This window comes from Streptomyces sp. NPDC045695 (genome assembly GCF_056432025.1).
Window position 1 is genome coordinate 85,062 of sequence record NZ_JBWKJU010000018.1, and the last position, 26,007, is coordinate 111,068.

Genomic DNA, 26,007 nt, shown 5'->3' on the forward strand with positions numbered 1-26,007 from the left:
GTCACAGGTCCAGGACGAGGCGGTTCCCCTTCGCGCGGGAGACGCACAGCAGCATCGAGTCCGCGCGCTCGCCGTCCGTGAGCAGCTCGTCGCGGTGCTCCACCTCGCCAGCCAGGACGCGGTGTTGGCAGGTCCCGCAAAAGCCCTGCTGACACGAGTACGGAGTGTCCGGCAGCTCTCTGCGCACCGCGGCCAGGGTGGTCTCGTCCGCGCCGACCTCCACGGTCCGCCCCGAGCGGCGCAGTTCGACCGTGAAGGGCTCCGCGGGGCCGGGTGCCGCCGCCGGGGCGAAGCGTTCCAGGTGGACCAGGGCCGGGTCCGGGGCGGCGGCCGTGACGGCCCGCATCAGGGGGTCCGGGCCGCAGCAGTAGACCAGCGTGCCGGGCGGGGCCGTGGACAGCCGGGTCAGGTCGGGCCGGCCCGTCTCGTCCTCGGGCAGGACCGTGACCCGGTCCCCGTATACCGCCAGTTCGGCCAGGAAGGGCATCGAGGCGCGTGAGCGGCCCCCGTACAGGAGGGTCCAGTCGGCGCCGGCCGCCGTGGCCGCCTGGAGCATCGGCAGGATCGGGGTGATGCCGATCCCGCCCGCGACGAAGACGTACGAGGACGCCGGGACCAGCTCGAAACGGTTGCGGGGCGGCCGCAGTTCCAGCTGGGCGCCCTCGACCAGCCGGGCGTGCGCCTCGCGGGAGCCGCCGCGGCCCTCCGCGATCAGCCGGATGGCGATCGTGTACCGGCCGCCGTCCGCCGGGTCACCGCACAGGGAGTACTGGCGGACCAGCCCCGAGGGCAGGGTGACGTCCACGTGCGCGCCGGGGGTCCACGCCGGGAGGTCCGGTGACTCCAGGGCCAGTTGCAGCACGCCCTCGGCCGGCTCCGTACGGGAGACGATCAGTGCGCGCAGCCGGCGGCGCGGGGAGTGGCCCGAGACGGGCGTCTCCAGCGCGGGCAGGGGCCACAGCGGGGACGTCCCGATGCGCCGGCTCAGGGCGCGCCGCGCCACCCAGGCCGCACCCGCCACCGCCGTCACCGCGAGGGCGCGCCTCATGCCCGGACCCCGCCGTTCGCGCCGGGGGAGGAGGCGAGATAGGCCACCGCCTGGGCGGTCGAGCCCTCCTGCGAGGGGTGGTAGCCGCGGGAGAGGTACTTCGGGACGGACTTCAGCATCGCGCCCGTGGAGGGGAGCACGCCCTGCTGTCCGGCCAGGAAGAACTGCCCGAAGGACGCCTTGCCGTCCACCAGGTGCGGGTCGTTCGCCATGAAGAAGCGGACCCCGCGCTGCCACAGGAAGACCAGCGCCGAGAAGGCGGTCGCCCAGGTGCGCGCCCGGCGCCGGTAGGTGCCGTCCACGTGCATGAAGAGGTCGAAGGCCACCGCGCGGTGCTCGACCTCCTCGGCCCCGTGCCAGCGCAGCAGGTCCAGCATGGCGGGGTCTGCGCCCCGCCGGTCCAGGGCCTCGGCGTTCAGCACCCAGTCGCCCAGGAACGCCGTGTAGTGCTCGATCGCGGCGATCATCGCGACCCGCTCCATCAGCCACCAGTGCCGCGCCCTGCCGGGCGGCAGGGTCCGGTCGCCGAGCAGCTTCTCGAAGAGCCAGTCCACCTGCGCGGTGTACGGCGTGGGGTCCAGCCCCAGCCGCTTCAGGTGCGGCAGCACGTCGTCGTGGGCGGCGGCGTGCATGGCCTCCTGCCCGATGAATCCGACGACGTCGGCCCGCAGTCGCTCGTCCTCGATGTACGGGAGCACCTGCTTGTAGACGTGCACGAACCACCGCTCACCCGCGGGGAGCAGCAGGTGCAGCACATTGATCATGTGCCCGGCGAAGGGGTCGCCGGGCAGCCAGTGGAGCGGGGTGTCCTCCCAGTCGAAGGACACGTTCCGGGGCTTGAGGTCTATGTGTTCCGACGCCACGGGGGCGGGCGCGAGCGGCCTATTAGACATGGCGTCAATGTACTGAGGGGTAGGGGCGAAGAAAACCCCTCTGCACGCGCTAGCGCAGCGCCCCCGCCTTCGAGCCGTCCGTCAGCTTGCCCGACAGGTCGACCTGCGCACCGGCCGGAGCCTTGACCGCCAGCCGGTTGCCGTTCGCCGAACCGCTCACGCCGCCGCCCGACGCCGACAGCGACGCGAACTGCGCACTGCCCGCGGCCAGTACGTACCACTGCCCCGCCCGCGACTTCCACAGCACGCCCGCCAGCACCCGCGGCTCCCGGGGCCCGCACGCCGGGGACCCCTCGGCCGTGGCCGCCTGCGCCGCCACCGGCGTGCCGGGGGCCAGGAACTGCGCCTGCACCCGGTCCGCCGCGCCCTGCCAGGTCTCGGCCCGCGTACAGAGCCAGGTCGCCGTCCCGTCGCCCTCCGGCAGCGGCTGCTTCGCGTAGGTCCAGGCGTTGACCGTACGCACCCCGTGCGAGCGGACCGGGGGCAGCAGGCACGCGATCCGCGACCACTCCCCGAGATCCGCGGCCTCCGTGACGTCGCGCTCGGCGCCCGGCGCGCCCGAGGTCAGCCGGGCCGGGGTCAGCTCGCCGAGGTCGGTGATCAGCCGGGTGGTCCCGTCGCCGGTCAGGGACAGGGCGTTCCAGCTCGTGCAGTTGCCCGCCGGTGCCGGGCTCGCCACCGGCGGGGTCACCCCGTCCGGGCCCGGCTTCAGCGCCGTCGCCGCGTCGCCGGGCTTGAGCAGGTCCCGCAGGGCCGCACCGGTGACCCACGGCGCCGTGAGGTAGCGGACGTTGCCGTCGACCCGGCTGAGGACCAGCGCGGTGGCGGTGTCCGCCGAGGCGCCGTCGGTGCGCGCGAAGTCGAGGGCGGCGCCGGTGGTCCCGGTGCGCGGTTCGGCGTAGCGGACCACGCGCAGCCCGTCGTACAGCAGGACGACGACGGCCTGGTCGACGGCGCCCGCGAACAGCAGCTGAGCCGGTCCCATCGGCGGCCCGGCGGGGGTCCCCGGGGTCGCGGAGACCACCACGGAGGAGCCGGGCCGCGCCCAGACGGCCAGCGCCCGGCGCAGCAGCGCGGCGTCGTCGGCGCGGTCGCCGCGGGCGGGCCACGTGGAGAAACCCGTACGGGACGACGTGCGCCACAGCGTCGGCGCGGCCCGGACCAGCTTCCCCGGGTCCAGGGCCTGCTCGGCCGCGGCGTTGCGGGAGTACGGCGGGGCGGCGGCCCCGTCCGAGCCCCAGCCCCCGCCGGGCAGCGCGAGCAGCGCCCCGCACACGGTGAGCGCGGCGGCCGCCGCCAGGGCGGCGCGGGTGAGGCGGCGCCGGCGCAACAGGTCGGTGGGCCGGGCCTGGAGCACGCACGGGTCGAACTCGGGGGAGGCGAACAGGGCGTCGTTCGCCGGATCACCGGAGCCCGCCACCGCGGCGGCCGGGTCCGGGATCCCGGCCTCGTCGAGCACCCGGAGCACCTCAGGCTCGGACAGCCGCTCCAGGGCCCGCAGCACACAGGCGGCCCGGCCGGCCCCGTCGAGCGTGGCCAGCCACTGGTCGAGGGCGAGCTCCTCGGCCCCGCCCGAGCGGGGGAACAGCCGCAGCCCCCAGACCTGGGGGAGCGCGGGCGGGAGCTGCGCGCGCCGGGGCAGAGCCCGGAAGGTCAGCGGAATCCCCGCCTCCAGGGCGGCGCGCAGCACGCGCAGCCGGACGTACGCGTAACCGGAGTCGTCCTCGCCGGCCCGCTGGCCCGGCACCCCGCCCTGCACGGCCGCCACGGCGGCCGCCGCGTCCCGCCGGCCGCGCGGCAGCGCCCGCTGGACCAGCGAGTGGGCGGTGAGCACCCGCCTCTTACGGCCGAGGGCTGGCGGCAGCACCAGGTAGGCGAGCCGCACCAGCCGCGGGTAGTGCTCGACGATGGCGGCCTCGGCCTGCTCGACGTCCGGGGGCACGGGAGATACGGGAGGCAGGGAGCGGGTGGCGGTATCCGGCGCAGTCACGTTCAGCAGAACGAGCGAATCGTCGGATGGTCACCCGTCGTCGTATCGCACGTTCGGGTCAATTCGGGTCATGTCGGGGCCGCCAGTCACCGCGGGTGGGCGGTCAGGCGATCAGGCGATCAGGCGGGCGCGCAGTGCCTCGACCGTCTCGTCCGGGACGACGAGCCCCTCGCGCACGTACTTCTCCATGGAGCCGTAGCGCGTCTCCACCTCGTCGAGCGCGGCCTCCAGGTAGGAGGGGAACACGCCGATCAGTGCGAGCGCGATGTCCGGGTCGCCGCCGGCCGCCGTGAAGCCCTCGATCATCGGGGCGAAGGCCTGCTTGACCGCCGGATTGACCGACAGGTACTCGGCCATCAGCGTCTCGTCGTCCGCGCCGAGCAGCGACAGGACGACCGTCGCGCCCCAGCCGGTGCGGTCCTTGCCGGCCGTGCAGTGGAACAGCAGCGGGCCCGACGCGGGGTCGGCGGCCTCGGTGAGCAGCATCCGGTACGCGGCCTGCGCGGAGCCGGAGTTCACGAACGACCGGTAGGTGTCGGCGAACAGCGCCTGCGCCTTGCCGCCGCCCAGGTGCTTCTCGGCCACCGCCGGGTCGGACAGCAGGTTCTTCAGCTGCACCGCGGCGGGCACCTTGCCCGCGCTCAGCTTGTCCGCGAGGACGTCGGCGACCAGCAGCCGGGCCCCGGCGGGCAAGCGGTCGGGGTGGTCGGCGCGCTCGGCGTCGGTGCGGAAGTCGATGACCGTACGCACGCCCAGCGCGTCCACGGCCGGGTCGGTGGCGGGGTTGAGGCGGTCGAGCTGGCCGGAGCGCAGCAGCCGGCCGGGGCGCACGGTGCGGCCGCCGCGCAGCGGGGTGCCTCCGAGGTCGCGGACATTGGCGACGGTGGTGGAGGGGATGGCGGTCATCGTGGCGGCTCCAGCGGGGTGCGGGGTACTGGGTCGTACGGGGTCGGGTCCTGCGGGGTCGGGTGGCCGGCGGGTTAGGCGGTGACCCGCGCGGCGATTCCTGCAATTTTCTGGGCGTTCGTCCCGGAAAGACAATCGGCGGCCACCGAGACCCCGATGCCGACCGCGAGCGCCACCAGGTGTCCGGCGTCCGTGAAGGTCCGCCCCCGCTTGACCACCGGCGCCGCCACGAGCGCCAGCAGGCCCACCCGGGCGGCCGTACGGACCGTCCCGCGCGGCAGGGCCGAGGTCAGTGCGCCGAGTACGGCGTTGAACCCGTAGCTCGTGCCGACGTCCAGGGCGCGCCGGGTGCGCGGGTCGGCGGTCCTGCGCAGCGCGCCGAACACGAGGAGGGTCGCCGTGGTGTGCCCGAAGAGGAACACCGCAGCCGTCCACCAGGCGCCGTACGCGTACTCGGCGTATCCGAGGACCGCGACCAGCAGCAGCGCGTAGGGCAGCGGCATGGGCTCCTCCACGACGAAGGCGCTGCTCAGCAGCGTCTCCCAGCGCCCGGCGGCCAGATTGTCGACATTCGTCGAGCAGGCGCGCAGCAGCCGCTCCCGCTCGGCCGTCCCCATCCGCTCCAGGGCGAGTGCCCCGAGCTGGACCCCGCCGGCGTACACCGCTCCGAGTGGAATTGGATTCACGTGTCCATGATCGGATACGGCCCCCGGGCGGGCTTCACCGGCCCCGTGCGAACATGGCCCGGCCATGTCAGAGCACCCCGCGCCGATGCGCGCCACGCGGGCCGCGGTATTCGCGGCGATGTGCGTCGCTCTGGGTGCGGTGGGGCATTCCTTCATGTCCAGCGCGGATGTTCCCGTTTCTGGTCTTCTGGGTGCTTTTGTGGCGGTCAGCGTGTTGGCATGGTGCGCCGCACGGAGGCGACGGGGGCCGGTGGGCATTACAGCGGCACTGCTCGGCGTGCAAGGGGTGCTGCACCTCGTCTTCTCGGAGAGCCGCCCGGCCGGGCGCTCGCCCGCGCCCTCGCCCGCGCACCACCACATGCCGGGCACGGACATGGACATGAGCGCGGGCATGGACATGAGCGCGGGCATGGACATGGGCGCGGGCGCCGGCATGGCCGGTCACGGCGGCACCGGGATGATCGCCGCGCACGTGCTCGCCGGACTGCTCTGCGCCGCATGGCTGGCGTGGGGCGAAGCCGCCGTGTTCCGGCTGGCCCGGGTGCTGGGAGCCGCCGCGCTGCACGCGGCCCGCCCGCTCTCCCGCGCCCTCGTCCTCGTACGGGCACGGCCGGCCGCCCTGCTGACCCCGCCTGCCTTCCGGGCCCCGTACCACCGGCCGCGCCGCCTGCGCGGGGCCGTGCACGCGCATGCCGTGGTGCGGCGCGGGCCGCCCGCGGCCCTGCTCCTTCGCGCCACGGCCCCCGGCCGTCCTGCCCGCGCCTGACCGGCGCACCTCCCTGGTGAGGGGGCGGCGAGACCTGGGGCCGGTTCCCCATGTCTTCGCCAACACTTAGGACTCCCATGTCCCTTGACGAGATCCACGACGTCCGCACCCCGGACGCCATGCCGGAAGTCATTCCGGACGCCACCCCGGAAGCCGTTCCGGCCGAGGCGCCCAAGCGGCGCGGCGGCTGGGCCGCCGTGCGGCCGCTGCTCCTGCGCATGCACTTCTACGCGGGCCTGCTGATCGCCCCGCTGCTGTTCCTCGCCGCCGCCACCGGGCTGCTCTACGCCGCCTCGTGGCAGGCCGAGAAGATCATTTACGCCGACGAGCTGACCGTCGCCCGCGTCGGCGAGAGCGTCCTGCCGCTCAGCGCCCAGGTCGAGGCCGCCCGGGGCGCCGCACCCGAGGGCAAGGTCGTGTCGGTGTGGCCCGCCCCCGACGAGGAGGCCACCACCCGGGTGATCATGGAGCGCTCGGGGCTCCCGGAGGGCGAGACCCTCACCGTGTTCGTCGATCCGTATACGGCCGAGGTGCGCGGGCAGCTCGCCACCGCCGGTGACGCGCTGCCGCTGCGGGCCTGGCTGAGCGAGTTCCACTCCAGCCTCCAGCTCGGGGAGTTCGGCCGGATCTACAGCGAGCTCGCCGCGAGCTGGATGTGGGTGGTCGCACTCGGCGGACTCGCCCTGTGGATCGGCCGCCGCCGTACGCGCAGGTCGCAGATGCTGCTCCCGGAGCGCGGGGTCACCGGCCGGCGCCGCACCCTGTCCTGGCACGGGGCCGTCGGCCTCTGGGCCGTCGCCGGTCTCGTCGTACTCTCCGCGACCGGCCTGACCTGGTCGAAGTACGCCGGTGAGAACATCGGGCAGCTCCAGGACAGCCTCGGCGGGGCCACCCCCAACGTCTCCGCCCAGCTGAAGCCCGGTGCGGGCGCCGACGGGGCCGACGAGCACGCCGGGCACACCATGGCCCCCGGCGAGGAGATGCCGCCCGCGCCGCCCGCCGTCGACGTCGGCATCGACAGGGCCGTGGCCGCCGCCCGGGCCGCCGGCGCCACCGAGGAGCTGCGCGTGACCCTGCCCGCCCGGGGCAAGGGGTACGTGATCAAGGAGCAGGACAAGCAGGTGCCCGTACACCTGGACGCGGTCTCCGTCGACCCCGCGGACGGCCGGGTCATGGACGAACTGCGCTTCGCCGACTACCCGTTGCTCGCCAAGATGACCCGCTTCGGCATCGACCTGCACATGGGCAAGACCTTCGGGCTCGTCAACCAGATCGCGCTGGCCGCGCTCGCCCTCGCCGTGATGTTCCTGGTCTTCTGGGGCTACCGGATGTGGTGGCTGCGCCGGCCCACGAAGGACCTCAAGCTGTCCGTCGGCCGCGCCCAGCCGCGTGGCGCCTGGCGCAGGCTGCCGGTGACCGTGCTGCTGCCGCTGGCAGCGGTTACCGCCGTCGTCGGCTGGTTCGTCCCGCTGCTGGGGATCAGCCTGGTCGCCTTCCTCGCGGTCGACGTGCTGCTGGGCTTCGTGGGGGGCCGCCGGGCCGCCAAGGTGGCGTAGTCCCGAGCAGCGGCGCGTAGCGCCGTGTAGCGCCTGCGCTCGGTGGGCCCGTACGCGCGGAAGCGGGTACGGGCCCACCGCGTGCTGGGGCCTACTGGGTGCCGGGCGCCAACGGGGCCTGTCAGGGGGCGTACTTGTAGCCCACCCGGCGGACCGTCCGGATCACGCCGCGGTGGGCCGCGCCCAGCTTGCGGCGCAGGCGGGCGATGTGGACGTCCACGGTCCGGCCGTCGCCGACGTGGCCGTAGCCCCAGACCGTGGTGACCAGCTGGTCCCGGCTGTGCACCCGGTGCGGGTGCTTCACCAGATGGGCCAGCAGCTCGAACTCCAGGTAGGTCAGGTCGAGCAACCGGCCGTCGACCTCGGCCGTGCGCTGCGCCGCGTCGATGCGGACGAGGGCGTCGCCGCCCGTGGCGGTCGGGGCGTGCGGGGCGTCAGGTGCCGGGGGCGCCGCCGGGGCGGGCTGCGGCGCGGCCACGGCCTGCGGGGCGAAGGCGATCGGCGGCTGCTGGTCGGCCGGTACGAGGACCAGGTAGCCGACCATCGGAGGCTGGCCCGGCAGCGTCGGGAGGGTGTGCTGCGGTGCGGGCAGCCAGGTGGCGCCGGGCGGGAGGAGGTCCACGACTCGGGCCACTTCGTCTCGGTGCACGGAACGCAGGTGGTGGCGCGCACTGGGCGGGTGGGTCGGGGAAGCGGTCGCAGCGGAGGCGGCGGCGGAGGTGAGGGAGCGGGTGTTCGCCATGAGTGGTCAGCTCTTTCACGCGGAGTGGTCGGCAGGAGACGTGCGTACGTCATCGATGTCGTACCGCGCAGACCGAAGGCCTCGGGCAAGGTCAGAAGGGTGGTCCCGGAGGCTTTAGAGGGCCGGCGCGTTCTTCGCGCGGCAACACTCCCGGTCGAAAACGTGCGCCTGACGGGACGGCCAGAACGGCTCGAGGTCGCTGCGACCTGACGAGGTGTGCGAATGGCTGGCCATGGCCCCATTCAAGCAGAAGTCATGTCTCCGAGGCAGACCCTGTCTCACGTCGTGGAGCGGAATCTCATATTCCGCCCCCACGTCCCCGTCAAACCAGGACAAAGGCGGGTTGTGTCAGTCCAGGTGCAGTCGCTCCCAGGCCGGCCCGGCGTCCCAGTCCTTCTCCTGACGGGCCCAGCCCGCCATGACCTCCACCACTTCGGCCGCGGTGGGCAGATACGCCTGGAAGTGCCGGTCCGCGGCCCCGGCCCGGTGCTCCAGCTGGTAGTCCTCGCCCTCGTCGCGCCACACCTGTATGTAGACGTCCGGGTCCTCGACGAGCCGCTCGACGATGACGAAATGGTCCTCGTCCGCGCCGATGCGCTCCACGAGTTCGGTCAACGTGCCGAGTGCGGGCCGCTCGTAGGACTCGCCGCGCTCCGTCTGGATCCTGATCGCCAACATGGTCCACACCGTGCCAGACGGCACTGACAACGCCCGCCGCCCGCCGGTCCACGGGGGACCGGCGGGCGGCGGGGTGCTTCGAGGGGCGGCGGGTCCTAGACCAGGCCGTCCTTCTCCAGGCCGGTGCAGCAGGTGTCCGTGATGAGGCGGGTCACCACGTACGGGTCCACGTTCGCGTTCGGGCGGCGGTCCTCGATGTAGCCCTTGCCGTCCTTCTCCACCTGCCACGGGATGCGGACCGAGGCGCCGCGGTCCGAGACGCCGTAGCTGAACTCGTTCCACGGGGCGGTCTCGTGCAGACCCGTCAGGCGCTCGTCGATGCCCGCGCCGTAGTTCTTCACGTGGTCCATGGGCTTGCTGCCCTCGCCCAGCGCCTCGCACGCGGAGATGATCGCGGGGTAGCTCTCGCGCATCGCCTTCGTGGAGAAGTTGGTGTGCGCGCCGGCGCCGTTCCAGTCGCCCTTCACCGGCTTCGGGTTCAGCGTCGCGGAGACGTTGAAGTCCTCGGCGGTGCGGTAGAGCAGCCAGCGCGCGATCCACAGCTGGTCGGAGACCTCCAGCGGACCCACGGGCCCGACCTGGAACTCCCACTGGCCGGGCATGACCTCGGCGTTGATGCCGGAGATGCTCAGGCCCGCAGCGAGGCAGTGGTCCAGGTGCTTCTCGACGATCTCGCGGCCGAAGATCTCGTCCGAGCCGACGCCGCAGTAGTAACCGCCCTGAGCGGCCGGGAAGCCGTTGACCGGGAAGCCGAGCGGGCGCGAGCCGTCGAAGAAGGTGTACTCCTGCTCGATGCCGAAGATCGGCTCCTGAGCGGCGAACTTCTCGGCGACCGGACGCAGCAGCGCGCGGGTGTTCGACTCGTGCGGGGTCATGTCGATGTTCAGCACCTCGCACAGCACGAGGAGGTTGTCGCCGCCGCGGATCGGGTCCGGGCAGGAGAAGACCGGGTTCAGCACGCGGTCGGAGGCGTGGCCCTCGGCCTGGTTGGTGCTCGATCCGTCGAAGCCCCAGATCGGCAGCGCGTCGCCTCCCCCAGAGCCTCCGGCCTGGGAGGGGCCCCCATCCAGGATCTTCGTCTTGGAGCGAAGCTTCGCCGTCGGCTCGGTGCCGTCGATCCAGATGTACTCAGCCTTGTAGCTCACGGGCCCCATCCTCAGACTCTGCGGGTGCTGCTGGTCGCTGCTTCATCGCTGCGGTGATGACCGCAGCGTGCCCGCCCGCGATTTCCCTTCCGTTGCCCGTGTGTGAACCCCGTGTTACCGAGGTTTACGCCGCAGGTCGGGTGGGCTGTGCGGGGCGACCGCGGGTTGGTGGCGGCGCGCCCGTCCGGGTGGGGCAGACTGGCCCCGTGAGCATTTCGTCTGATTTGAACCCTGTAGGCGACCCCGGCCCCGGCCACCCCGAAGAGCCCCGCCCCAGGGTGGGGCTGCTGGGGACCGGCCCCTGGGCGCACCGGACCCACGCCCCCGCCCTCGCCGCGCACACCGGGTCCGAGTTCGCCGGCGTGTGGGGCCGCCGGCCCGAGGCCGCGGCGGAACTCGCGCGCGCGCACGACGTGAAGGTGTACGAAGACCCCGACGAGCTGTTCGCCGAGTGTGACGCCGTGGCCTTCGCCCTGCCGCCCGACGTGCAGGCCCCGCTCGCCGTGCGCGCGGCCGCCGCCGGCTGCCACCTGCTGCTCGACAAGCCCGTCGCGACGACCGTGGCCGATGCCCGCGCCGTGGCCGACGCGGTGGCCCGCCACCAGGTCGCCTCCATCGTCTTCCTCACCCTGCGCTTCGCCGAGCCCACCGCGGGCTGGGTCGCGGAGCAGGCCGGACGCCCGGGCTGGTTCACGGCGGCCGCGCACTGGCTCGGCGCCGTCTTCCCGCCCGACGGCACGCCCAGCGCGTACGCCGACTCGCCCTGGCGCAGGGCCAAGGGCGGGCTGTGGGACGTCGGCCCGCACGCGCTCTCCGTACTCATCCCGATCCTCGGCGAGGTCACCGAGGTCAGCGCCACCCGCGGCCCCTCCGACGTGGTCCAGCTGGCCCTGCGGCACACCTCCGGCGCGGCCAGCACCGCCGTGCTCAGCCTGGGCGCGCCGCGGGCGGCCGCCGGGGTGGGGCTGGAACTGCGCGGCACCGAGGGCGTCTACGCTCTGCCGGGCTGGAGCGACGTACCGGGCGCCTACGGGCGCGCCCTGGACGCGCTGCTCACCGCGGCCCGGACGGGCGTACCGGACCCGCGGGGGGCGGAGTTCGGGGCCCGGCTGACGGAGCTGCTGGTGGAGGCGGAGGCGCAGCTCCCGGCTACTTGATCAGGGCGTCCGCCACGATGATGGCGAGGCCGACGGTGGCGTCGGCCAGTCCGATGAGCAGCGCCGAGCGGAGCCGGTAGCCGACCCGGATCGCCACGAGGGACCCCCAGGCGAACAGCAGCGCGGTGTTCAGGCCGAGCCCGACGGCCGTCCCCCGGTGGGAGTCCCAGCCGGCGAGCCCGGCGACGATCAGCAGCAGGACGGTGGGAAGAGCGGCCGCGATGATCGGCCACTCGTTCCACAGCGCCCCCGCCAGCAACCGCCACCGGTGCCCGACGGAGCTCCGCTGGTGGCTGCTCATGTGGTGCGAGTAGCCGTGCGCGAGCGCGGCGGTGGCCGCGGTGACGAGCACCCAGCTGGCGTCGTAGTACGGGGTGTAGTCCCCACCCTCCCGCTCCAGCGCGGCCAACAGCCCACTGGCCAGCACGGTCCCGTACACCCCGCCGAACATCCAGTCGGCGCCATGGTGGGGCGGGGGGAAGGTGGGGGTGGGGTCGGGGTTCGGGGTGGGTGTGGGTTGTGGCTGCTGCTCGTTCACCGGGGGTCCTTGAGGTCTTTTGGTGCTATACGTCCCTTTTGGTAATGGGGTCACCCTACGAGGTGGTGGGGGCGGGAGCCTCTCGGGCGGCCGGGATGCACGGGCTGGGCGCTGGCGGCGGATCTCCAGAGCGGACCCACTTCCGGCAGTCGAGAGTGCTTAGCATCGGGTATGCCTCAGCTCCAGCTGCTCCGTTTCGACCATGCACCGGCGCTTCTCGCATTCGAACAAGAGAACCGGGCTTATTTCGCTGCGTCGGTACCCGACCGTGGCGATCACTACTTCGCTCATTTCGACGCCCGGCACCAGGGTCTGATGGCTGAGCAGGCAGAGGGACTGTGCTTCTTCCATGTCCTGGTGGGCAGCGGTGGGGAGGTGCTGGGAAGGGTCAACCTCATCGACGTGGAGGACGGTTCGGCCGAGCTCGGGTACCGGATCGCCGAGAAGGCCGCAGGGCGGGGGCTGGCCACCGCTGCCGTGCGTGAGGTGTGCGCCCTGGCTGCAACGGAGTACGGGCTGACCGCGCTGCGAGCTGTCACGACCGTCGACAATCCCGGTTCGCGGACCGTACTGGCCCGCACGGGATTCGTCTCCACCGGAGAGATCCGAATCGACGGCCGTCCCGGCTTCGCCTTTCTGCGGAACCTGCGGGAAGCGGCTGTGTGACGACTACGGCTTCACCCCGTGGATGACCTCCGCCAGCGCGTCCACGGCTCGGGTGAACGACGTGTTCGGTGGGGAGGCGTAGCCGACGACCAGGCCCTCGCGGGGTGGGGTGCGGGAGGACGGGTGGTGGTAGGAGGAGAGGCCGTCCAGGGCGAGGCCTGCGGCGCGGGCGGCCGCCAGGGTGGGGGCTTCTTGGCCCGGGGGGAGTTCCAGGACCGCGTGCAGGCCTGCCGAGATGCCCGTCACCCGGATGTGCGGGGCGCGGGCTGACAGTGCGGAGACCAGGTGGTCGCGGCGGGCGCGGTAGCGCAGGCGCATCCGGCGGACGTGGCGGTCGTACGCGCCGCACTCGATGAAGTCCGCCAGTGCCAGTTGGTCCAGCGCGCTCGACCAGGACTCCCGCAGGCCCTTCGCCGCCAGGACCTGGTCGACCAGGTGGTCCGGGAGGACCAGCCAGCCGAGGCGGAGCGCGGGGGAGAGGCTCTTGCTGAGCGAGCCCGCGTACACGACGTGGCCGGGGGCGAGCCCTTGGAGGGCGCCGATGGGTTTGCGGTCGTAGCGGAATTCGCCGTCGTAGTCGTCCTCTACGATCACGCCGCCGGTGCTGCGGGCCCATTCCGCGGCGGCGGCGCGCCGTGAGGGGAGCAGGCGGGCGCCGGTGGGGAACTGGTGCGCTGGGGTGAGCAACAACGTGCGGGTCCGGGCGGGGAGTTCCCCGGTGAGCTGGGCGCCGTCCTCGTCCACCGGGACGGGATGCGGGTGGACGCCGGCCGTGTCGAGGATGCTGTGGTGGAAGGGGAGTCCGTAGGCCTCGACCGCCCAGTCCCGGGGACGGATCGCGGCCAGCAGGCGCAGGCCGTTGGCGAAGCCGGAGCAGATGACGATGTTGGCCGGCGTGGTGCGTACGCCGCGCGCCCGGGAGAGGTAGCCGGCCAGGGCCTGTCGCAGTTCGGGGCGGCCCCGCGGGTCGCCCGGTCCGAACGCCTCGGTGGGTGCCTGGGTCAGGGCCCGCCGTGCGCTGGTGGCCCATGGGCCCCGGGGGAAGGATGCGGGGTCGGGCTTGCCCTGGAGCAGGTCGTGGCGGTGACCTGGGGGCGCGGATGTGGTCGTCGGGGCCGGGGGTCCGGCGGCGGCGACGCCCTCGGCGACGTGGGTGCCGGAGCCCTGGCGGGCGGTGAACCAGCCTTCGGCGACGAGCTCGGCGTACGCGTCGGCCACGGCGTTGCGGGCCAGCCCGAGGTCGGCGGCGAGCGTCCGGTACGGCGGTAGGCGCGTCCCGCCGGCCAGTCGGCCGGTGCGTACGGCGTCGCGCAGGGCTTGGGCGAGGGCGGTCCGCCGGGCGCCTTCGGCGGGGAGGTCCAGGTGCAGGTCGGCGCCGGAGTCGGGGGCGGTCATGCGGCCGGCGGGGTGAAGACGGTGTGGGTGGCCGTCAGGAAGCGGCGGACGGTGTCCCGTTCGGCGGGGTCGAAGGAGTCCAGCACCGCCAGGACCCCGTCGATCAGCGGGCCGAAGAACTCCCGGCCCAGGCGGATCGCCTCCGGCTCCACGCGCAGCAGGATCCGGCGCCGGTCGCGGTCGTCGCGGACGCGGGCCACGTAACCGAGCCGTTCCAGCCGGTCGATCACGGCGGTGGTGCCCGCCGAGCCCTGTCCGAGGCGGGCGCCGAGCAGGCCCACCGTGGCGGGTTCGCCCGCGCGGGCCGCGTCCAGGAGGCAGATCAGGGCGCGTACGTCCGTGGGGTGCATGCCGTTGCGTGCGGCGAACTCCGCCTGGCGCAGGCTGAATTCGATGCTCACCGCTCGCAGCAGGTGCACCAGTTCAAGGTTCTCGGGTTCCGGCCTGTCGTTCATGTCGCCTAGTATCTCTCGCTGAGCGAGATTATCGCCTGGCGAGGCATTGGGGTCTGTCATGTTCTCTGCTTCTTCCTTTCGCGCCGCCTACGACGAGGTGCTCGGGCAGTGGCCGCGCGCTGAAGCCGTCGACCTGGCCACGCCGTACGGGGTCACCCGCGTCAATATGTGGGGCCCGGCCGGTGCGCCGCCGTTGGTGTTGCTGCCCGGTGGCGGGGCCACCTCCACCGTGTGGGGCGCGTGCGTCGCCGCCGGGCTCGGCCGTGATCACCGGGTGCATGCCGTGGATCTGGTGGGGGAGCCCGGGCTGAGTGTGCCCGCGCCGGGGCGGGCGGTGCGGACCACCGGGGACCTCGTCGGCTGGCTCGACGCCGTCCTCGACGGGCTGTGCCCGAACGGGCCGGTCGGGCTCGGCGGGCACTCGTACGGGGCATGGATCGCCGCCCACTACGCCGCGCGGCGTCCTGCCCGGCTCGGCCGCCTCGTGCTGCTCGACCCGACCCGGGTTTTCGCCGGGCTGCGTCCTGGCTATGTGCTGCGCGCCGTGCCCGTGCTGGCGCGGCCCACGCCGCAGCGGATCCGCTCGTTCCTCGCGTGGGAGACCCGCGGGGCCGCGCTCGATCCGGCCTGGCTGCGGCTCCAGGACGAGAGCGTCGGGTTCCCCGCCGTCCGGCCGGTGACCGGTCCGCGCCCGGACCTGACCGGGCTCGGGATCCCGGTCCAGGTCCTGTTCGCCGGGCGTGCCCGCTGCCACGACGCGGACCGCGCGGCCCGGGCCGCGCGGGGGGCGCTGCCGGGGGCGCGGGTCGACGTACTGCCCGGCGTCGCGCACCACGCGCTGCCGCTGACCGCGGCCGGGGAGATCGTCCGTCGGCTCACCGGGGCCGTCTGAGAGGGCCCGGTGGGAGCCGGCCTCAGGCCTTGCGGGACAGGGCCTCGCGGACGGCGTCCTCCGAGCGGGCGACCACGGCCGTGCCGTCCTCGGCGGTGATGATCGGGCGCTGGATCAGCTTCGGGTGGGCGGCCAGGTGGGCGATCCACAGGGCCCGGGCCGCGTCGGTCTCCTCGCGCGGCAGGTCCCGTACGCCGGTCTCCTTGGCGAGCGGGTCGGACGTACGGGTGATGTCCCACGGCTCCAGTCCGAGCCGGCCGAGCACCTCGCGGATCTCGTCCTCGGAGGGCACGTCCTCCAGGTAGCGGCGCACGGTGTAGTCGGCGCCCTCCGCGTCCAGCAGGGTCAGCGCGCTACGGCACTTGGAACAGGCGGGATTGATCCAGATCTCCATGGCGCCCCACTCTAACGAGGACGGTGTGCGGGTGCCTCGGGGCGTCGTCCGGCCAGGGCTTTTGTCAGTGCCCCCCGGTAAAATCGAGGGAGAACGACGGGACGCCAACTACCGTTTGGGAGGCTGTAGATGGCCACTGCCACCACCATCCAGCACGTCAAGAAGAAGCCACTGCCGGCGGGCCTGCCCCGCGAGTGGTACGAGAGCCACAACCGCCGCCTGAAGGCCATGCGGCTGGCGATATCCCTGCTCGACTCGGGGACGTACGACGCCCGGCGCGCCACCAACCGGAAGATCCGGACGATGGCCGTCCGGACGGGGATCCACCGGCCGTCCAATGTCACGTGCAAGATGGTGCGCGCCTTCATCAAGGAGTCATGAGGCGTCGGCTCGTCATCGTGTGCCGGGGGCCCGGCCGGCCGGAGTGGTCGGGCCCCCGGTGCACCGCGCGCCGTCCGTCAGGGTGACGGCGGCGCCCCGTCCACCGAGAGCAGCAGCAGGGCCACGTCGTCGCGCGGACCGCCGTCCGTGAAGGCCGCCAGGTCCCGCCACACCGCGTGCACCAGACCCGCCGGGTCCCTGGCCAGTACGGGCACCCGGGCGGCCAGCGGGTAGAAGCTCCCCGTCGCGTCCCGGGCCTCGGTCACGCCGTCCGTGTGCAACAGCAGCCGGTCCCCGGGCAGCAAGGGCAGCTCCGCCACCGCGGGGGCCGGCCCCGAGAGCCCCAGGCCCAGCGGCGGGCCCGGCTCCACGGCCACCTCCGACACCGCGAAGCCGCGCAGCCGCAGGGCCGACGGATGCCCGCACGACACGATCCGTACGAGGTCCAGCCCGGGCGGGAACTCCAGCAGCACCGCCGTCGCGAACAGCTCCGGATGCTCGACGGGGGCGAGCGCCGAGTCGGCCAGCAGCCGCCGGTCCAGCCTGGCCGCGACCGCCGCCAGCCCGGCGTCGTCGAGCACCGCCTCGCGGAAGGCGCCCAGCAGCGCGGCCACGGTGGCGACCGCCGCCAGGCCGTGTCCCTGGACGTCCCCGACCAGGGCCCGCACCCCGTACGGGCCGGCCCGTACGTCGTACAGGTCGCCGCCGACCAGGGTGCCGCGCTGCGCCGCCCGGTAGAGGCCCGAGCAGCGCACACCGCCCACCCGGTGCGGCACCGGCGGCAGGACCGCCAGCTGGGCCGCCTCCGCCACCGTGCGGACGCTGACCAGCTGGGCGTCCCGGCGCCGCCGTACCCAGGCGATCACCACGCTCAGCAGCCCGACGGCGGCCACCGTGGCCATGTCCGTCCCCCGGGCGTGGGCGATGCCGAGGTCGGGCACCCACAGCAGCAGGAGGACGACGACAGCGAAGACCGCGGTCCCGGCCGCGCCGTACGCGAAGGCGGCCACCGGCGGCAGACCCGCCAGGAAGAACCCCAGCTCGACATCGGCCGGGGTGGCCCGCTGGGCGAGCACCAGCCCGACCAGGGCCACGGCGGGCGCGATCCGGGCCCAGCGCGGCGGTGGCTCACCGCGCAGCCACCCGGGCTCCTCGCGTCCGCGTCTCACACCTCCACCCTGGTACGCGGTCCGGTCCCGCGCACCCCGGACCGGCCCGCCGGGTGGCCTCGCGGGGCCGGTGCCGGGACAGTGGTGGCGTGACAGGTGACGAGGGTGCGGTGGGCCGGGGGCCCGGTCGGGCGCACGTCGAGGCGCACGGCGCGGGCGCGGGCTCGCAGAGCGCGGGGATCAGCACCCGGCTCAACTGGCTGCGCGCGGGGGTGCTCGGCGCCAACGACGGGATCATCTCCACCGCGGGCCTGGTGGTCGGCGTGGCGGGGGCGACGACCTCGCGCGCGGCGATCCTGGCAGCGGGTGTCGCGGGGCTGCTGGCGGGCTCGCTGTCGATGGCGGCGGGGGAGTACGTCTCCGTCAGCTCGCAGCGGGACTCCGAGCGGGCCGCGCTCGACCTGGAACGGCGGGAACTGGCCGAGGAGCCGGAGGCCGAGCTCGACGAGCTGACCGACCTGCTCGCCGCGCGGGGGCTGAGCCGCGGGGTGGCCCGGGAGGCGGCCGAGCAGCTGACGGAGCGGGACGCGCTGCGGGCGCACGCCCGGGTGGAGCTGGGGATCAATCCCGACGAGCTGGCCAATCCGTGGCACGCGGCCTTCGCCAGCCTCGTCGCCTTCACGGTGGGGGCGGTGCTCCCGCTGCTGGCGATCATCCTGCCGGGGCCCTCGGCGAGGGTGCCGGTGACGGTGCTGGCGGTGCTGGCCGCGCTCACGCTGTGCGGGGTGCTCAGCGCGCGGCTGGGCGGGGCGCCCGCGGGGCGCGCGGTGCTGCGGAACGTGGGCGGGGGCGCGCTGGCCATGGCCGTCACCTACGCGGTGGGCACCTGGCTGGGGACCGGCTGAGCGAATTCAGCCCCGCCGGCTATTGAGGCGCGAGGCCGGTTCGGGCCGGGGGCTGCGCGCCGCACACGCCGACCGGGCCGGATGGTCGCGCCGCGCGGCCACGGCACCGGCAGGATGGGGACATGCGCATCGCGGTCACCGGATCGACCGGGCTCATCGGCAGTGCACTCGTGCGGTCCCTGCGGGCGGACGGGCACGAAGTGGTGCGGTTCGTACGGCGGGAGCCCGCGGCCGCCGACGAGGCGCGCTGGGATCCCGTGCGCGGGTACGTCGACCCCGCGGGGCTGGCCGGGTGCGGGGCCGTCGTGGGGCTGGCCGGGGCCGGGGTCGGCGCGCACCGGTGGACCGCCGCGTACAAGAAGGAGATCCGCGACAGCCGGGTGCTCGGCACCGCCGCGCTGGCCCGGGCCGCGGCCGCGCTCGACGAACCGCCGCAGGTGTTCGTCGTGGGGTCCGCCATCGGCTACTACGGGGACACCGGCGACCGGGCCGTGGACGAGACGGCCCCCGCCGGGCACGGCTTCCTGCCCTCCGTCTGCGTGGAGTGGGAGGCGGCCGCCGCCCCCGCCCGCGAGGCCGGGATCCGGACCGCGTTCGCCCGCAGCGGCCTGGTCGTCGCCCGGGAGGGCGGAGCCTGGGGGCGGATGTTCCCCCTCTTCCGCGCCGGCCTCGGCGGACGGCTCGGCAACGGCCGCCAGTACTGGTCGTACATCTCCCTCCGGGACGAGATCGCGGCCCTGCGCCACATCATCGACACCCCCGGCCTCGCGGGCCCCGTCAACCTCACCGCCCCCGAGCCGCTGACCAACCGCCAGATCACCGCCGCCATGTCCCGGGTGCTGCGCCGGCCCGCCGTGCTCCCCGTACCGGCCGTGGCCCTGCGCCTGGTGCTCGGGGAGTTCTCCTCCGACGTGCTCGGCAGCCAACGGGCCCGTCCCGCACGGCTGCTGGAGTCCGGCTTCGTCTTCCGCGACCCCGGCATCGAGCAGGCCATTCGCGCCGCGCGCTGAGAGGCCCGCATGCTCCATGTGAACCGCGTGCGACCGGCGTGCGACCGTTCGTGACCCGGATGCGACCGTCGTGCGACCGGATCTGACCGTAATACTGAGCCGAACTCGGGTTCCCCCGCAGCCCCTTGAGGGAAGGAGGATCCCCACACAGCCGCGCCGACCTCGGGGAGGGGCACGTGCTCAGCAGCGCACACCATGCCGCACACCATGCGGACGTCGTCATCGTAGGAGCCGGAGTCTCAGGACTCGCGGCCGCGCACCACCTGATCGCAGCCGGGGTCACGGTCACCGTCCTGGAGTCCGCGGACGACCCCGGCGGACGGATGGCCACCGAGTCGGCCGACGGGTTCCGGCTGGACCGGATCGGCCAGCTGCTCAACACCTCGTACACCGAACTCACCCGCACCCCCGCCCTGCGGACCCTGACCCTGCGCCCCTTCGCGCCCGGGGTCCTGGTCCACACCGACGGCAAACAGCTCCGGGCCGGGGCCCTCACCCCCGCCCGCGCCCTGGCCAGCGGCTCCCTCGACCAGGCCCGGCTCAGCGCCGCCCTCGGCCGGCTCGCCGCCGTGCCCGAGGACAAGCTGCTCGCCCGGCCCGAACGCACCGCCCACGCCGCCCTGCGCACGCGCGGGCTGCCGGCGCGCACCCTGGGCGGGGTGCTCCGGCCCCTGCTCGCCACCCTGCTGCGCGACCCGGAGCTCACCACCTCCAGCCGGGTCGCCGACCTGGCCCTGCGCACCTTCGCCCGCGGCCGGCTCGCCGTGCCCGAGGGCGGAGCGGCGGCCCTGCCCGACCTGCTCGCCGCCGGCCTGCCGCCCGGGACCGTACGGACCGGGGTGCGGGTGCGGTCGGTGGCCATCAACCTCGTCACCACCGAGGAGCACGGCGACTTCAGCTGCCGCTCCGTCCTGCTGGCCACCGGCGCCCGCGCCGCCGCCGAGCTCCTGCCCGGCCTGCGCGTACCCGCCTTCCACCAGGTCACCGTCCTGCACCACGCCACCACCACCCCCCTGCCCCGGGACGGCTCGCTGGTCCTGGACGGCGACCCGGACTGGCCCGTCTGCCACACCGCCGTGATGAGCGCGGTCGACCCGACGCGGGCCCCCCGCGGCCGGAGCCTGGTCACCACCACCGTGCTCGGCCCGCCGCCCCCCACCCGTACGGTCGCCTCGCGCCTCGCCCGGCTCTACGACACCACCACCCGGGACTGGGAGCTGCTGGCCGTCCACCACACCCCGGAGGCCGTCCCCGCCATGCCCCCGCCCTACGACCTGCGGCGCCCCGTACGGGTCCTGGCCGGGCTGTACGTGTGCGGCGACCACCGCGACACCAACACCGTCCAGGGGGCCCTGCACTCGGCCCGCCGGGCCACCGGCGCCGTCCTGCGCGACTTCGGCATCCCGCTCCCGGCCACCTCGGAGCACGCCCTTCCGGTGGCGGCCTGAGAACCACCCAGTCCGCCGGCGGGGCCGCGTCCGCAGCCCCGCCGGCACCGGTGCGCCCCCGCCGTCCACGTGCGGGTCACGACAAGGCGGCCACCCGGTCCCGGTACGTCCGCACGGCGGACGCGTCCCGGTAGGGCTCCAGCCGCCGCTCGAAGTCCCGTACGTACTCCACCGCGCGCACCGACCGCATCTCCATCGCCTGCTGCGCCGCCTCCGCGCCCAGCGCGCACGCCTGGTCCAGCTCGCCCAGCCCCAGCCGGGCCGTGGCCAGCACCACCCGGCAGAACAGCCGGGAGCGGGCGTACGCCGGGGACCGCAGCTGCAAGGACCGCTCCGCGTGCTGCGCCGAGGCCCGGTACTGCTGCAGGTCCCGGTGGCAGTGCCCGAACTCGGCCGCCAGCTGCGCCTCGTCGTAGCAGCGCGCCCAGTGCGGCACGTCGTCCCCCGGCCGGGCCGCGCCCAGGGCCCGCTCGGCGCGCGCCAGCGACGCGGTGGACGCCCGGACCTCGCCGAGCACCGCGTGCCCGCGCGCCTCCGCCGCGTGCAGCAGCGCCTGCACCACCGGCGGCGGGCCGGAGCCCACGCCCTGCTGGGCGACGCGGGCCAGCTGCACCGCCTCCCGCCCGTGGCCGAGGTAGACGGCCTGACGGCTCATGGTGACCAGGACGTACGAGCCGTAGGGCCGGTCCCCGGCCGCCTGGGCCAGCCGCAGGGCCTGCACGAAGTACCGCTGGGCCAGCCCGTGCGCGGCGATGTCGTACGAGGTCCAGCCCGCGAGCCGGGTCAGATCGGCCGCGGCCGCGAACAGCCGCCGCCCGGTCGTCTCCCCGTAGGTCCCGCGGAGCATCGGCTCGGCCTCGTGCTCCAGGTACCGCACCAGCGCCTGCCGGGCGTGCCCGCCGCCGTAGGTGTGGTCCAGGGTGCGGAACAGCTCGCTCACCGAGCGCAGCGCCGCGATGTCCCCGCTGGTGACCCGCTGGCCGGGGCCCCGGTCGATCTGGCGCTGGCGGGGCACGGTGGCCCGGCCCTGCAGGGGGACCCGGACGGCGGCCTGATCGGCGCCCCGCCCGACGCGTTCGTCGGCCCGTCCGATCAGCCAGTCCCGGCTGGGCACGACCAGTCCGGCCGGCGTGAAGGCGATCTTCCGCAGCTCGGCGTGGGATCCGGAGTCCTTGCGCCACAGGCCGCTCGCGATGTCGACGGCCTCTTCCGGGGTCGCCGCGAACTCCAGCCCGGCGTACACGGGCGCGCAGGCGTCCAGGCCCAGGTCCTGCGCGGACAGGCGCCGCCCGAGGCGCCGGGTGAAGACCTCGGCGATCAGCGCGGGGGTGGTCCCGCGCGGCTGCTGCCCCCGCAGCCACCGGGTCACGGAGGTCTTGTCGTACCGCAGGTCGAGACCGTGCTCCAGGCCGAGCTGGTCGACGCGCCGGGCTAGCCCGGCGTTGGAGAACCCGGCTTCCGCGATCAGCGCCGCGAGCTGCCGGTTGGGGACGCGCTGGGCAGGTCGTTCCGTCATCGGCTCCACGGTTTCCTGACGTGACGGACCGGAGTCCCGGCCCTGTGAACGGCGTGAATGTAGCGGCGAACTCCGCTCATGCCGCCCTCTCTGCCCCACATTCATCCGATCGTGTGCCGAATGGGTAGGGCGCTTTACGGCCCGTCCCCCTCTGCCCGCGTACGCTGCGGGCCATGACCCCTCGGCCCCACCGGGCGCACCTCCCCGAGGAGCGAACCGAATCCACCGTTCCGCTGCCGCCGCCCGAGCTGACGGAGGCGGAGTGCCGCCGCTGCGGCACCTACATCGCGGGGCTCGACGGGCGGTACGCCTGCGGGGTGTGCGGCTGGGTGAACGACCATTCGGAGGGGCACCGCAGGCTGCCGCGCGCGGACGAGGACCCCGACCGGCCGCCCAGGGGCCGGCGCCGCCGGCCCTAGGTCGCCTCTTTGGGATCTTGCCGGGCTCCTGAAGGGGCCCGCGGGGGCCGCCGTACCCTTGCTCCGTGGGATACGTGCACACAGCAGGTTCAATGAGGAGGCGCTGCGGTGGCTGAGCTTGGGTTTGTCCATCTGGGCTTCGGGCCGGAATCCGTCGAGTACACCCACGCCTGGGAGGAACAGCGCAGGGTGCACGCGGCCCGCTTCGCGGACGAGATCGAGGACACCTGCCTGCTGCTGGAGCACCTGCCGGTCTACACCGCGGGCCGGCGCACCGACCCCAGCGAGCGCCCGCTCGACGGCACTCCGGTGGTCGACGTGGACCGCGGCGGCAAGATCACCTGGCACGGCCCGGGCCAGCTGGTCGGCTACCCGATCATGAAGCTGCCCCGCCCGGTGGACGTGGTCGCCCACGTCCGCCGCCTGGAGGAAGCGCTGATCCGGACCGCCGCCGAGTTCGGCCTGGAGACCACCCGGGTCGAGGGCCGCAGCGGCGTCTGGGTGCTCGGCGACCCCGTCGAGGAGCGTCCCGCGATCGGCGGGCTCTCCCTCGACCTGGACCCGCGCCTGCACGACGACGAGTTCGACGCCCGCCTGAACGGCCCCGAGTACGCCCCGTCCAACGCCGGCCAGCGCCGCGAGGACCGCAAGCTCGCCGCCATCGGCATCCGCGTGGCCAAGGGCGTCACCATGCACGGCTTCGCGATCAACGTGAACCCGGACAACACGTGGTTCGACCGGATCGTGCCCTGCGGCATCCGGGACGCCGGTGTGACCTCGCTCTCGTACGAACTGGGCCGCGAGATCACCATCGCCGAGGTGCTGCCGGTCGTCGAACGGCACCTGAAGGACGTGCTGGAGCACGCGGAGCTGCTGCCCCGCGAAAGGGAGCAGGTCGCGGGCGCCTAGCGCGGCGGCGCCCCGGAGACGTCCCGGTGGACGGCCGGGGACGGCCGTGGGGCGGCCGGGTGGCCGCGCGGGAATGCGGTCGGCCCCTCGCAGGTTGGCCGACGTAAGAGCGTACGAATTTACGGGCGTACCCTGGTGGACGCCCGAACAATCGAAGTCACAGGGAGCCGGTCGTGTCCGCAGTCGCACCCGACGGACGCAAGATGCTGCGCCTGGAGGTCCGGAATGCCCAGACCCCCATCGAGCGCAAGCCCGAGTGGATCAAGACCCGGGCGAAGATGGGCCCCGAGTACACCAAGATGCAGGCCCTGGTGAAGGGCGAAGGACTGCACACGGTGTGCCAGGAAGCCGGTTGTCCGAACATCTACGAATGCTGGGAGGACCGCGAGGCCACCTTCCTCATCGGTGGCGACCAGTGCACCCGGCGCTGTGACTTCTGCCAGATCGACACGGGCAAGCCCGAGGCGCTGGACCGTGACGAGCCGCGTCGTGTGGGCGAGTCCGTGGTCACGATGGACCTCAACTACGCCACCATCACGGGCGTCGCGCGCGACGACCTGGCCGACGGCGGCGCCTGGCTGTACGCGGAGACCGTGCGCCAGATCCACCAGCAGACGGCGGGCCGCGCGAGCGGCCACACCAAGGTCGAGCTGCTGGCCCCCGACTTCAACGCGGTCCCGGAGCTCCTGGAGGAGGTCTTCGCCTCCCGCCCCGAGGTCTTCGCGCACAACGTCGAGACGGTGCCGCGGATCTTCAAGCGGATCCGCCCCGGCTTCCGCTACGAGCGCTCGCTCGACGTGATCCGGCAGGCCCGCGCCTACGGCCTCGTCACGAAGTCGAACCTCATCCTCGGCATGGGCGAGGAGCGCGAGGAGGTCAGCGAGGCGCTGAAGGACCTCCACGAGGCCGGCTGCGAGCTCATCACCATCACCCAGTACCTGCGGCCCTCGCCGCGGCACCACCCCGTCGAGCGCTGGGTGAAGCCGGCCGAGTTCGTGGAGCTGGCGAAGGAGGCCGAGGAGATCGGCTTCTCCGGTGTGATGTCCGGGCCGCTGGTCCGTTCCTCGTACCGCGCGGGTCGTCTCTACACCCAGGCGATGGAGAAGCGCGCCGCGTCCGTGTGAGGTCGCGCACAGAACCTTACTAGCGGGTAACCCTGCGTCGATGCGGCCCCTAGGCTCTTCCAGTGAGGAAGTGCCCGGCGGGCCGCGTCAATCTTTCATCACGTTTGACCGGCCGGTCATGCGCTGGTAACACCAATCAGTGACGCTAGGTCCACGCACCGCACACGGTGCACGCACCTCACGCACCGCCCACGGGGCTCCGTGAAAGGGAAGGGATCGACATCATGCAGGCCGCGCCCGTACGCGCCATCGCCATCCCGTCCGTCTCCGACGCCTTCCGGGGCTTCGAGTCCCTGCTGATGAGCGGCGCCCGCCGCAACGCCTGGGCGGCCGTCCTCGAAGACCGCCGCAGGGCCAAGGACCGGGTCGAAACCGAACACGTACTTGAGGCCGCGGCGACCCGGACCCCGCAGGCCACGTAAACTTCGCTCTATGGCGAGGAAGTCAAACGCAGAGACTGCTGCGAACCCCGGGCGACTGAAGCAGATCGCCCTGACGTACAAGATGACGCGCAAGGCCGACCCGAAGGTCGGTCTGATCGTCGCGGGCGTGGGAATCGTCACCTTCGGTGTCTTTCTTGCGATCGGCTTCCTGATCGAGCACCCGGTCTACCTGGGCATCCTGGGATTCCTGGTGGCGTTCCTCGCGATGGCGATCGTCTTCGGACGACGGGCCGAGCGGGCTGCCTTCGGGCAGATGGAGGGACAGCCGGGTGCGGCCGCGGCCGTACTGGACAACGTGGGGCGGGGCTGGACCACCACCCCTGCCGTCGCGATGACCCGCCAGCAGGACATCGTCCACCGGGCCGTCGGCAAGGCCGGTGTCGTGCTGATCGCCGAGGGCAACCCCAATCGGGTGAAGCCGCTGCTCGCGAACGAGAAGAAGAAGCTGGCCCGGATCATGCCGGACGTGCCGGTGCACGACTTCATCGTGGGCACGGGCGAGGGCGAGGTGCCGCTCAAGAAGGTGCGCACCACCCTGCTGAAGCTCCCGCGCGTGCTGGCCGGCCCGCAGATCACCCAGGTCAACGACAAGCTGCGTGCCATGGGTGACCTCATGAGCAACATGCCGCTGCCGAAGGGCCCGATGCCCAAGGGCATGAAGATGCCGCGCGGCGGAAAGATGCGCTGACGGTGCGCTGAGCCGTCCACCTGATTTTCGTATACGACGTTTACGACGTACACGTACGACACAGGGGCGGGAGGAGGGGGGGGGGGGGGGGGGGGGGGGGGGGGGGGGGGGGGGGGGGGGGGGGGGGAGAGGGGTGGGCGGGGAGAAA

Annotated in this window: 28 protein-coding genes; 14 read left to right on the forward strand and 14 right to left on the reverse strand. The window is 73.8% G+C overall.

Annotated elements, in window-relative coordinates:
* Position 1: 1 nt before the first annotated feature.
* From AC07DU_RS26230 to AC07DU_RS26250, 5 genes are all read right to left on the reverse strand, one after another.
* Complete coding sequence (locus tag AC07DU_RS26230; protein ID WP_479113958.1) at positions 2-1,048, reverse strand: PDR/VanB family oxidoreductase; 1,047 nt, start codon at positions 1,046-1,048, stop codon at positions 2-4.
* Complete coding sequence (locus tag AC07DU_RS26235; protein WP_360902145.1) at positions 1,045-1,941, reverse strand: metal-dependent hydrolase; 897 nt, start codon at positions 1,939-1,941, stop codon at positions 1,045-1,047. Before AC07DU_RS26235 ends, AC07DU_RS26230 begins: the two co-directional genes overlap by 4 nt.
* Positions 1,942-1,990: 49 nt before the next feature.
* Positions 1,991-3,931 carry a hypothetical protein gene (locus AC07DU_RS26240; protein WP_479113961.1) on the reverse strand — a complete coding sequence of 647 codons (1,941 nt, stop codon included), beginning with the start codon at positions 3,929-3,931 and terminating at the stop codon, positions 1,991-1,993.
* 111 nt (positions 3,932-4,042) lie between these two features.
* The gene (locus tag AC07DU_RS26245; RefSeq protein ID WP_479113963.1) at positions 4,043-4,837 is read right to left on the reverse strand and encodes a tyrosine-protein phosphatase; all 795 of its coding nucleotides are present in this window, start codon (positions 4,835-4,837) and stop codon (positions 4,043-4,045) included.
* A 74-nt stretch (positions 4,838-4,911) separates the two neighbouring features.
* Positions 4,912-5,523, reverse strand: coding sequence for a rhomboid-like protein (locus AC07DU_RS26250; protein WP_479113965.1), 612 nt, complete (start codon positions 5,521-5,523; stop codon positions 4,912-4,914).
* 250 nt (positions 5,524-5,773) lie between these two features.
* Between AC07DU_RS26250 and AC07DU_RS26255 the strand changes: the two genes are divergently transcribed.
* Together AC07DU_RS26255 and AC07DU_RS26260 are read left to right on the forward strand one after the other, a co-directional pair.
* Positions 5,774-6,289 carry a hypothetical protein gene (locus tag AC07DU_RS26255; RefSeq protein WP_479113967.1) on the forward strand — a complete coding sequence of 172 codons (516 nt, stop codon included), beginning with the start codon at positions 5,774-5,776 and terminating at the stop codon, positions 6,287-6,289.
* A 77-nt stretch (positions 6,290-6,366) separates the two neighbouring features.
* Positions 6,367-7,845 (forward strand): PepSY-associated TM helix domain-containing protein, encoded by a 1,479-nt coding sequence (locus tag AC07DU_RS26260; protein WP_479113969.1) that lies wholly within the window; start codon positions 6,367-6,369, stop codon positions 7,843-7,845.
* A 121-nt stretch (positions 7,846-7,966) separates the two neighbouring features.
* Here AC07DU_RS26260 and AC07DU_RS26265 read toward each other — a convergent pair whose 3' ends face one another.
* From AC07DU_RS26265 to glnII, 3 genes are all read right to left on the reverse strand, one after another.
* Positions 7,967-8,587: a winged helix-turn-helix domain-containing protein gene (locus AC07DU_RS26265; RefSeq protein WP_479113971.1), complete on the reverse strand. Its 621-nt coding sequence runs from the start codon at positions 8,585-8,587 to the stop codon at positions 7,967-7,969.
* Between the two features lie 348 nt (positions 8,588-8,935).
* Entirely contained in the window at positions 8,936-9,265 is a 330-nt protein-coding gene (locus tag AC07DU_RS26270) for a hypothetical protein (RefSeq protein WP_360902165.1), read from the reverse strand.
* A 95-nt stretch (positions 9,266-9,360) separates the two neighbouring features.
* Positions 9,361-10,410 carry a glutamine synthetase gene (glnII, locus tag AC07DU_RS26275; protein ID WP_360902168.1) on the reverse strand — a complete coding sequence of 350 codons (1,050 nt, stop codon included), beginning with the start codon at positions 10,408-10,410 and terminating at the stop codon, positions 9,361-9,363.
* Between the two features lie 212 nt (positions 10,411-10,622).
* Between glnII and AC07DU_RS26280 the strand changes: the two genes are divergently transcribed.
* On the forward strand, positions 10,623-11,567 hold the full coding sequence (locus tag AC07DU_RS26280; RefSeq protein ID WP_479034649.1) for a Gfo/Idh/MocA family protein: 945 nt from the start codon (positions 10,623-10,625) through the stop codon (positions 11,565-11,567).
* On the opposite strand, the gene AC07DU_RS26285 is transcribed toward AC07DU_RS26280, so the two are convergent.
* On the reverse strand, positions 11,560-12,105 hold the full coding sequence (locus AC07DU_RS26285; protein WP_479034318.1) for a hypothetical protein: 546 nt from the start codon (positions 12,103-12,105) through the stop codon (positions 11,560-11,562). The genes AC07DU_RS26280 and AC07DU_RS26285 overlap by 8 nt on opposite strands.
* 171 nt (positions 12,106-12,276) lie before the next feature.
* On the opposite strand from AC07DU_RS26285, the gene AC07DU_RS26290 reads away from it, so the two are divergent.
* Entirely contained in the window at positions 12,277-12,771 is a 495-nt protein-coding gene (locus AC07DU_RS26290) for a GNAT family N-acetyltransferase (protein WP_360902175.1), read from the forward strand.
* Positions 12,772-12,774: 3 nt separating this feature from the next.
* On the opposite strand, the gene pdxR is transcribed toward AC07DU_RS26290, so the two are convergent.
* Together pdxR and AC07DU_RS26300 are read right to left on the reverse strand one after the other, a co-directional pair.
* A complete protein-coding gene (pdxR, locus tag AC07DU_RS26295) occupies positions 12,775-14,166 on the reverse strand; it encodes a MocR-like pyridoxine biosynthesis transcription factor PdxR (protein WP_479113974.1) in 1,392 nt (463 codons plus the stop codon).
* Positions 14,163-14,621 (reverse strand): MarR family winged helix-turn-helix transcriptional regulator, encoded by a 459-nt coding sequence (locus AC07DU_RS26300; protein ID WP_453372386.1) that lies wholly within the window; start codon positions 14,619-14,621, stop codon positions 14,163-14,165. The genes pdxR and AC07DU_RS26300 overlap by 4 nt, the downstream gene beginning before the upstream one ends.
* Positions 14,622-14,679: 58 nt before the next feature.
* Here AC07DU_RS26300 and AC07DU_RS26305 point away from each other — a divergent pair, with 58 nt between their 5' ends.
* Positions 14,680-15,513 (forward strand): alpha/beta fold hydrolase, encoded by an 834-nt coding sequence (locus AC07DU_RS26305; RefSeq protein ID WP_479113977.1) that lies wholly within the window; start codon positions 14,680-14,682, stop codon positions 15,511-15,513.
* Positions 15,514-15,535: 22 nt separating this feature from the next.
* On the opposite strand, the gene AC07DU_RS26310 is transcribed toward AC07DU_RS26305, so the two are convergent.
* A complete protein-coding gene (locus AC07DU_RS26310; RefSeq protein WP_360902187.1) occupies positions 15,536-15,907 on the reverse strand; it encodes an ArsC/Spx/MgsR family protein in 372 nt (123 codons plus the stop codon).
* 129 nt (positions 15,908-16,036) lie between these two features.
* Here AC07DU_RS26310 and AC07DU_RS26315 point away from each other — a divergent pair, with 129 nt between their 5' ends.
* Entirely contained in the window at positions 16,037-16,288 is a 252-nt protein-coding gene (locus AC07DU_RS26315) for a hypothetical protein (RefSeq protein ID WP_360902190.1), read from the forward strand.
* A gap of 77 nt (positions 16,289-16,365) precedes the next feature.
* Here the strand turns inward: AC07DU_RS26315 and AC07DU_RS26320 are convergent, their stop codons facing one another.
* A complete protein-coding gene (locus tag AC07DU_RS26320; RefSeq protein WP_479113979.1) occupies positions 16,366-17,457 on the reverse strand; it encodes a PP2C family protein-serine/threonine phosphatase in 1,092 nt (363 codons plus the stop codon).
* A gap of 89 nt (positions 17,458-17,546) precedes the next feature.
* Between AC07DU_RS26320 and AC07DU_RS26325 the strand changes: the two genes are divergently transcribed.
* The 3 genes from AC07DU_RS26325 (at position 17,547) to AC07DU_RS26335 (ending at position 20,760) form a co-directional block, all read left to right on the forward strand.
* Entirely contained in the window at positions 17,547-18,302 is a 756-nt protein-coding gene (locus AC07DU_RS26325; RefSeq protein WP_453372382.1) for a VIT1/CCC1 transporter family protein, read from the forward strand.
* A 122-nt stretch (positions 18,303-18,424) separates the two neighbouring features.
* On the forward strand, positions 18,425-19,312 hold the full coding sequence (locus AC07DU_RS26330; RefSeq protein WP_479113981.1) for a TIGR01777 family oxidoreductase: 888 nt from the start codon (positions 18,425-18,427) through the stop codon (positions 19,310-19,312).
* Between the two features lie 176 nt (positions 19,313-19,488).
* Positions 19,489-20,760 carry an FAD-dependent oxidoreductase gene (locus tag AC07DU_RS26335; RefSeq protein WP_479034298.1) on the forward strand — a complete coding sequence of 424 codons (1,272 nt, stop codon included), beginning with the start codon at positions 19,489-19,491 and terminating at the stop codon, positions 20,758-20,760.
* Positions 20,761-20,836: 76 nt separating this feature from the next.
* Here AC07DU_RS26335 and AC07DU_RS26340 read toward each other — a convergent pair whose 3' ends face one another.
* Positions 20,837-22,276: an NsdA family TPR-like regulatory protein gene (locus AC07DU_RS26340; RefSeq protein ID WP_360902202.1), complete on the reverse strand. Its 1,440-nt coding sequence runs from the start codon at positions 22,274-22,276 to the stop codon at positions 20,837-20,839.
* Between the two features lie 173 nt (positions 22,277-22,449).
* On the opposite strand from AC07DU_RS26340, the gene AC07DU_RS26345 reads away from it, so the two are divergent.
* From AC07DU_RS26345 to AC07DU_RS26365, 5 genes are all read left to right on the forward strand, one after another.
* On the forward strand, positions 22,450-22,695 hold the full coding sequence (locus tag AC07DU_RS26345) for a hypothetical protein (protein ID WP_360902205.1): 246 nt from the start codon (positions 22,450-22,452) through the stop codon (positions 22,693-22,695).
* A gap of 108 nt (positions 22,696-22,803) precedes the next feature.
* Positions 22,804-23,604 (forward strand): lipoyl(octanoyl) transferase LipB, encoded by an 801-nt coding sequence (lipB, locus tag AC07DU_RS26350; RefSeq protein WP_479034295.1) that lies wholly within the window; start codon positions 22,804-22,806, stop codon positions 23,602-23,604.
* Between the two features lie 173 nt (positions 23,605-23,777).
* On the forward strand, positions 23,778-24,728 hold the full coding sequence (gene lipA / locus AC07DU_RS26355) for a lipoyl synthase (protein WP_453372379.1): 951 nt from the start codon (positions 23,778-23,780) through the stop codon (positions 24,726-24,728).
* Between the two features lie 224 nt (positions 24,729-24,952).
* Entirely contained in the window at positions 24,953-25,150 is a 198-nt protein-coding gene (locus AC07DU_RS26360) for an SCO2195 family GlnR-regulated protein (protein WP_360902214.1), read from the forward strand.
* Positions 25,151-25,160: 10 nt separating this feature from the next.
* Positions 25,161-25,859 carry a DUF4191 domain-containing protein gene (locus AC07DU_RS26365; protein ID WP_360902217.1) on the forward strand — a complete coding sequence of 233 codons (699 nt, stop codon included), beginning with the start codon at positions 25,161-25,163 and terminating at the stop codon, positions 25,857-25,859.
* Positions 25,860-26,007 lie beyond the last annotated feature (148 nt).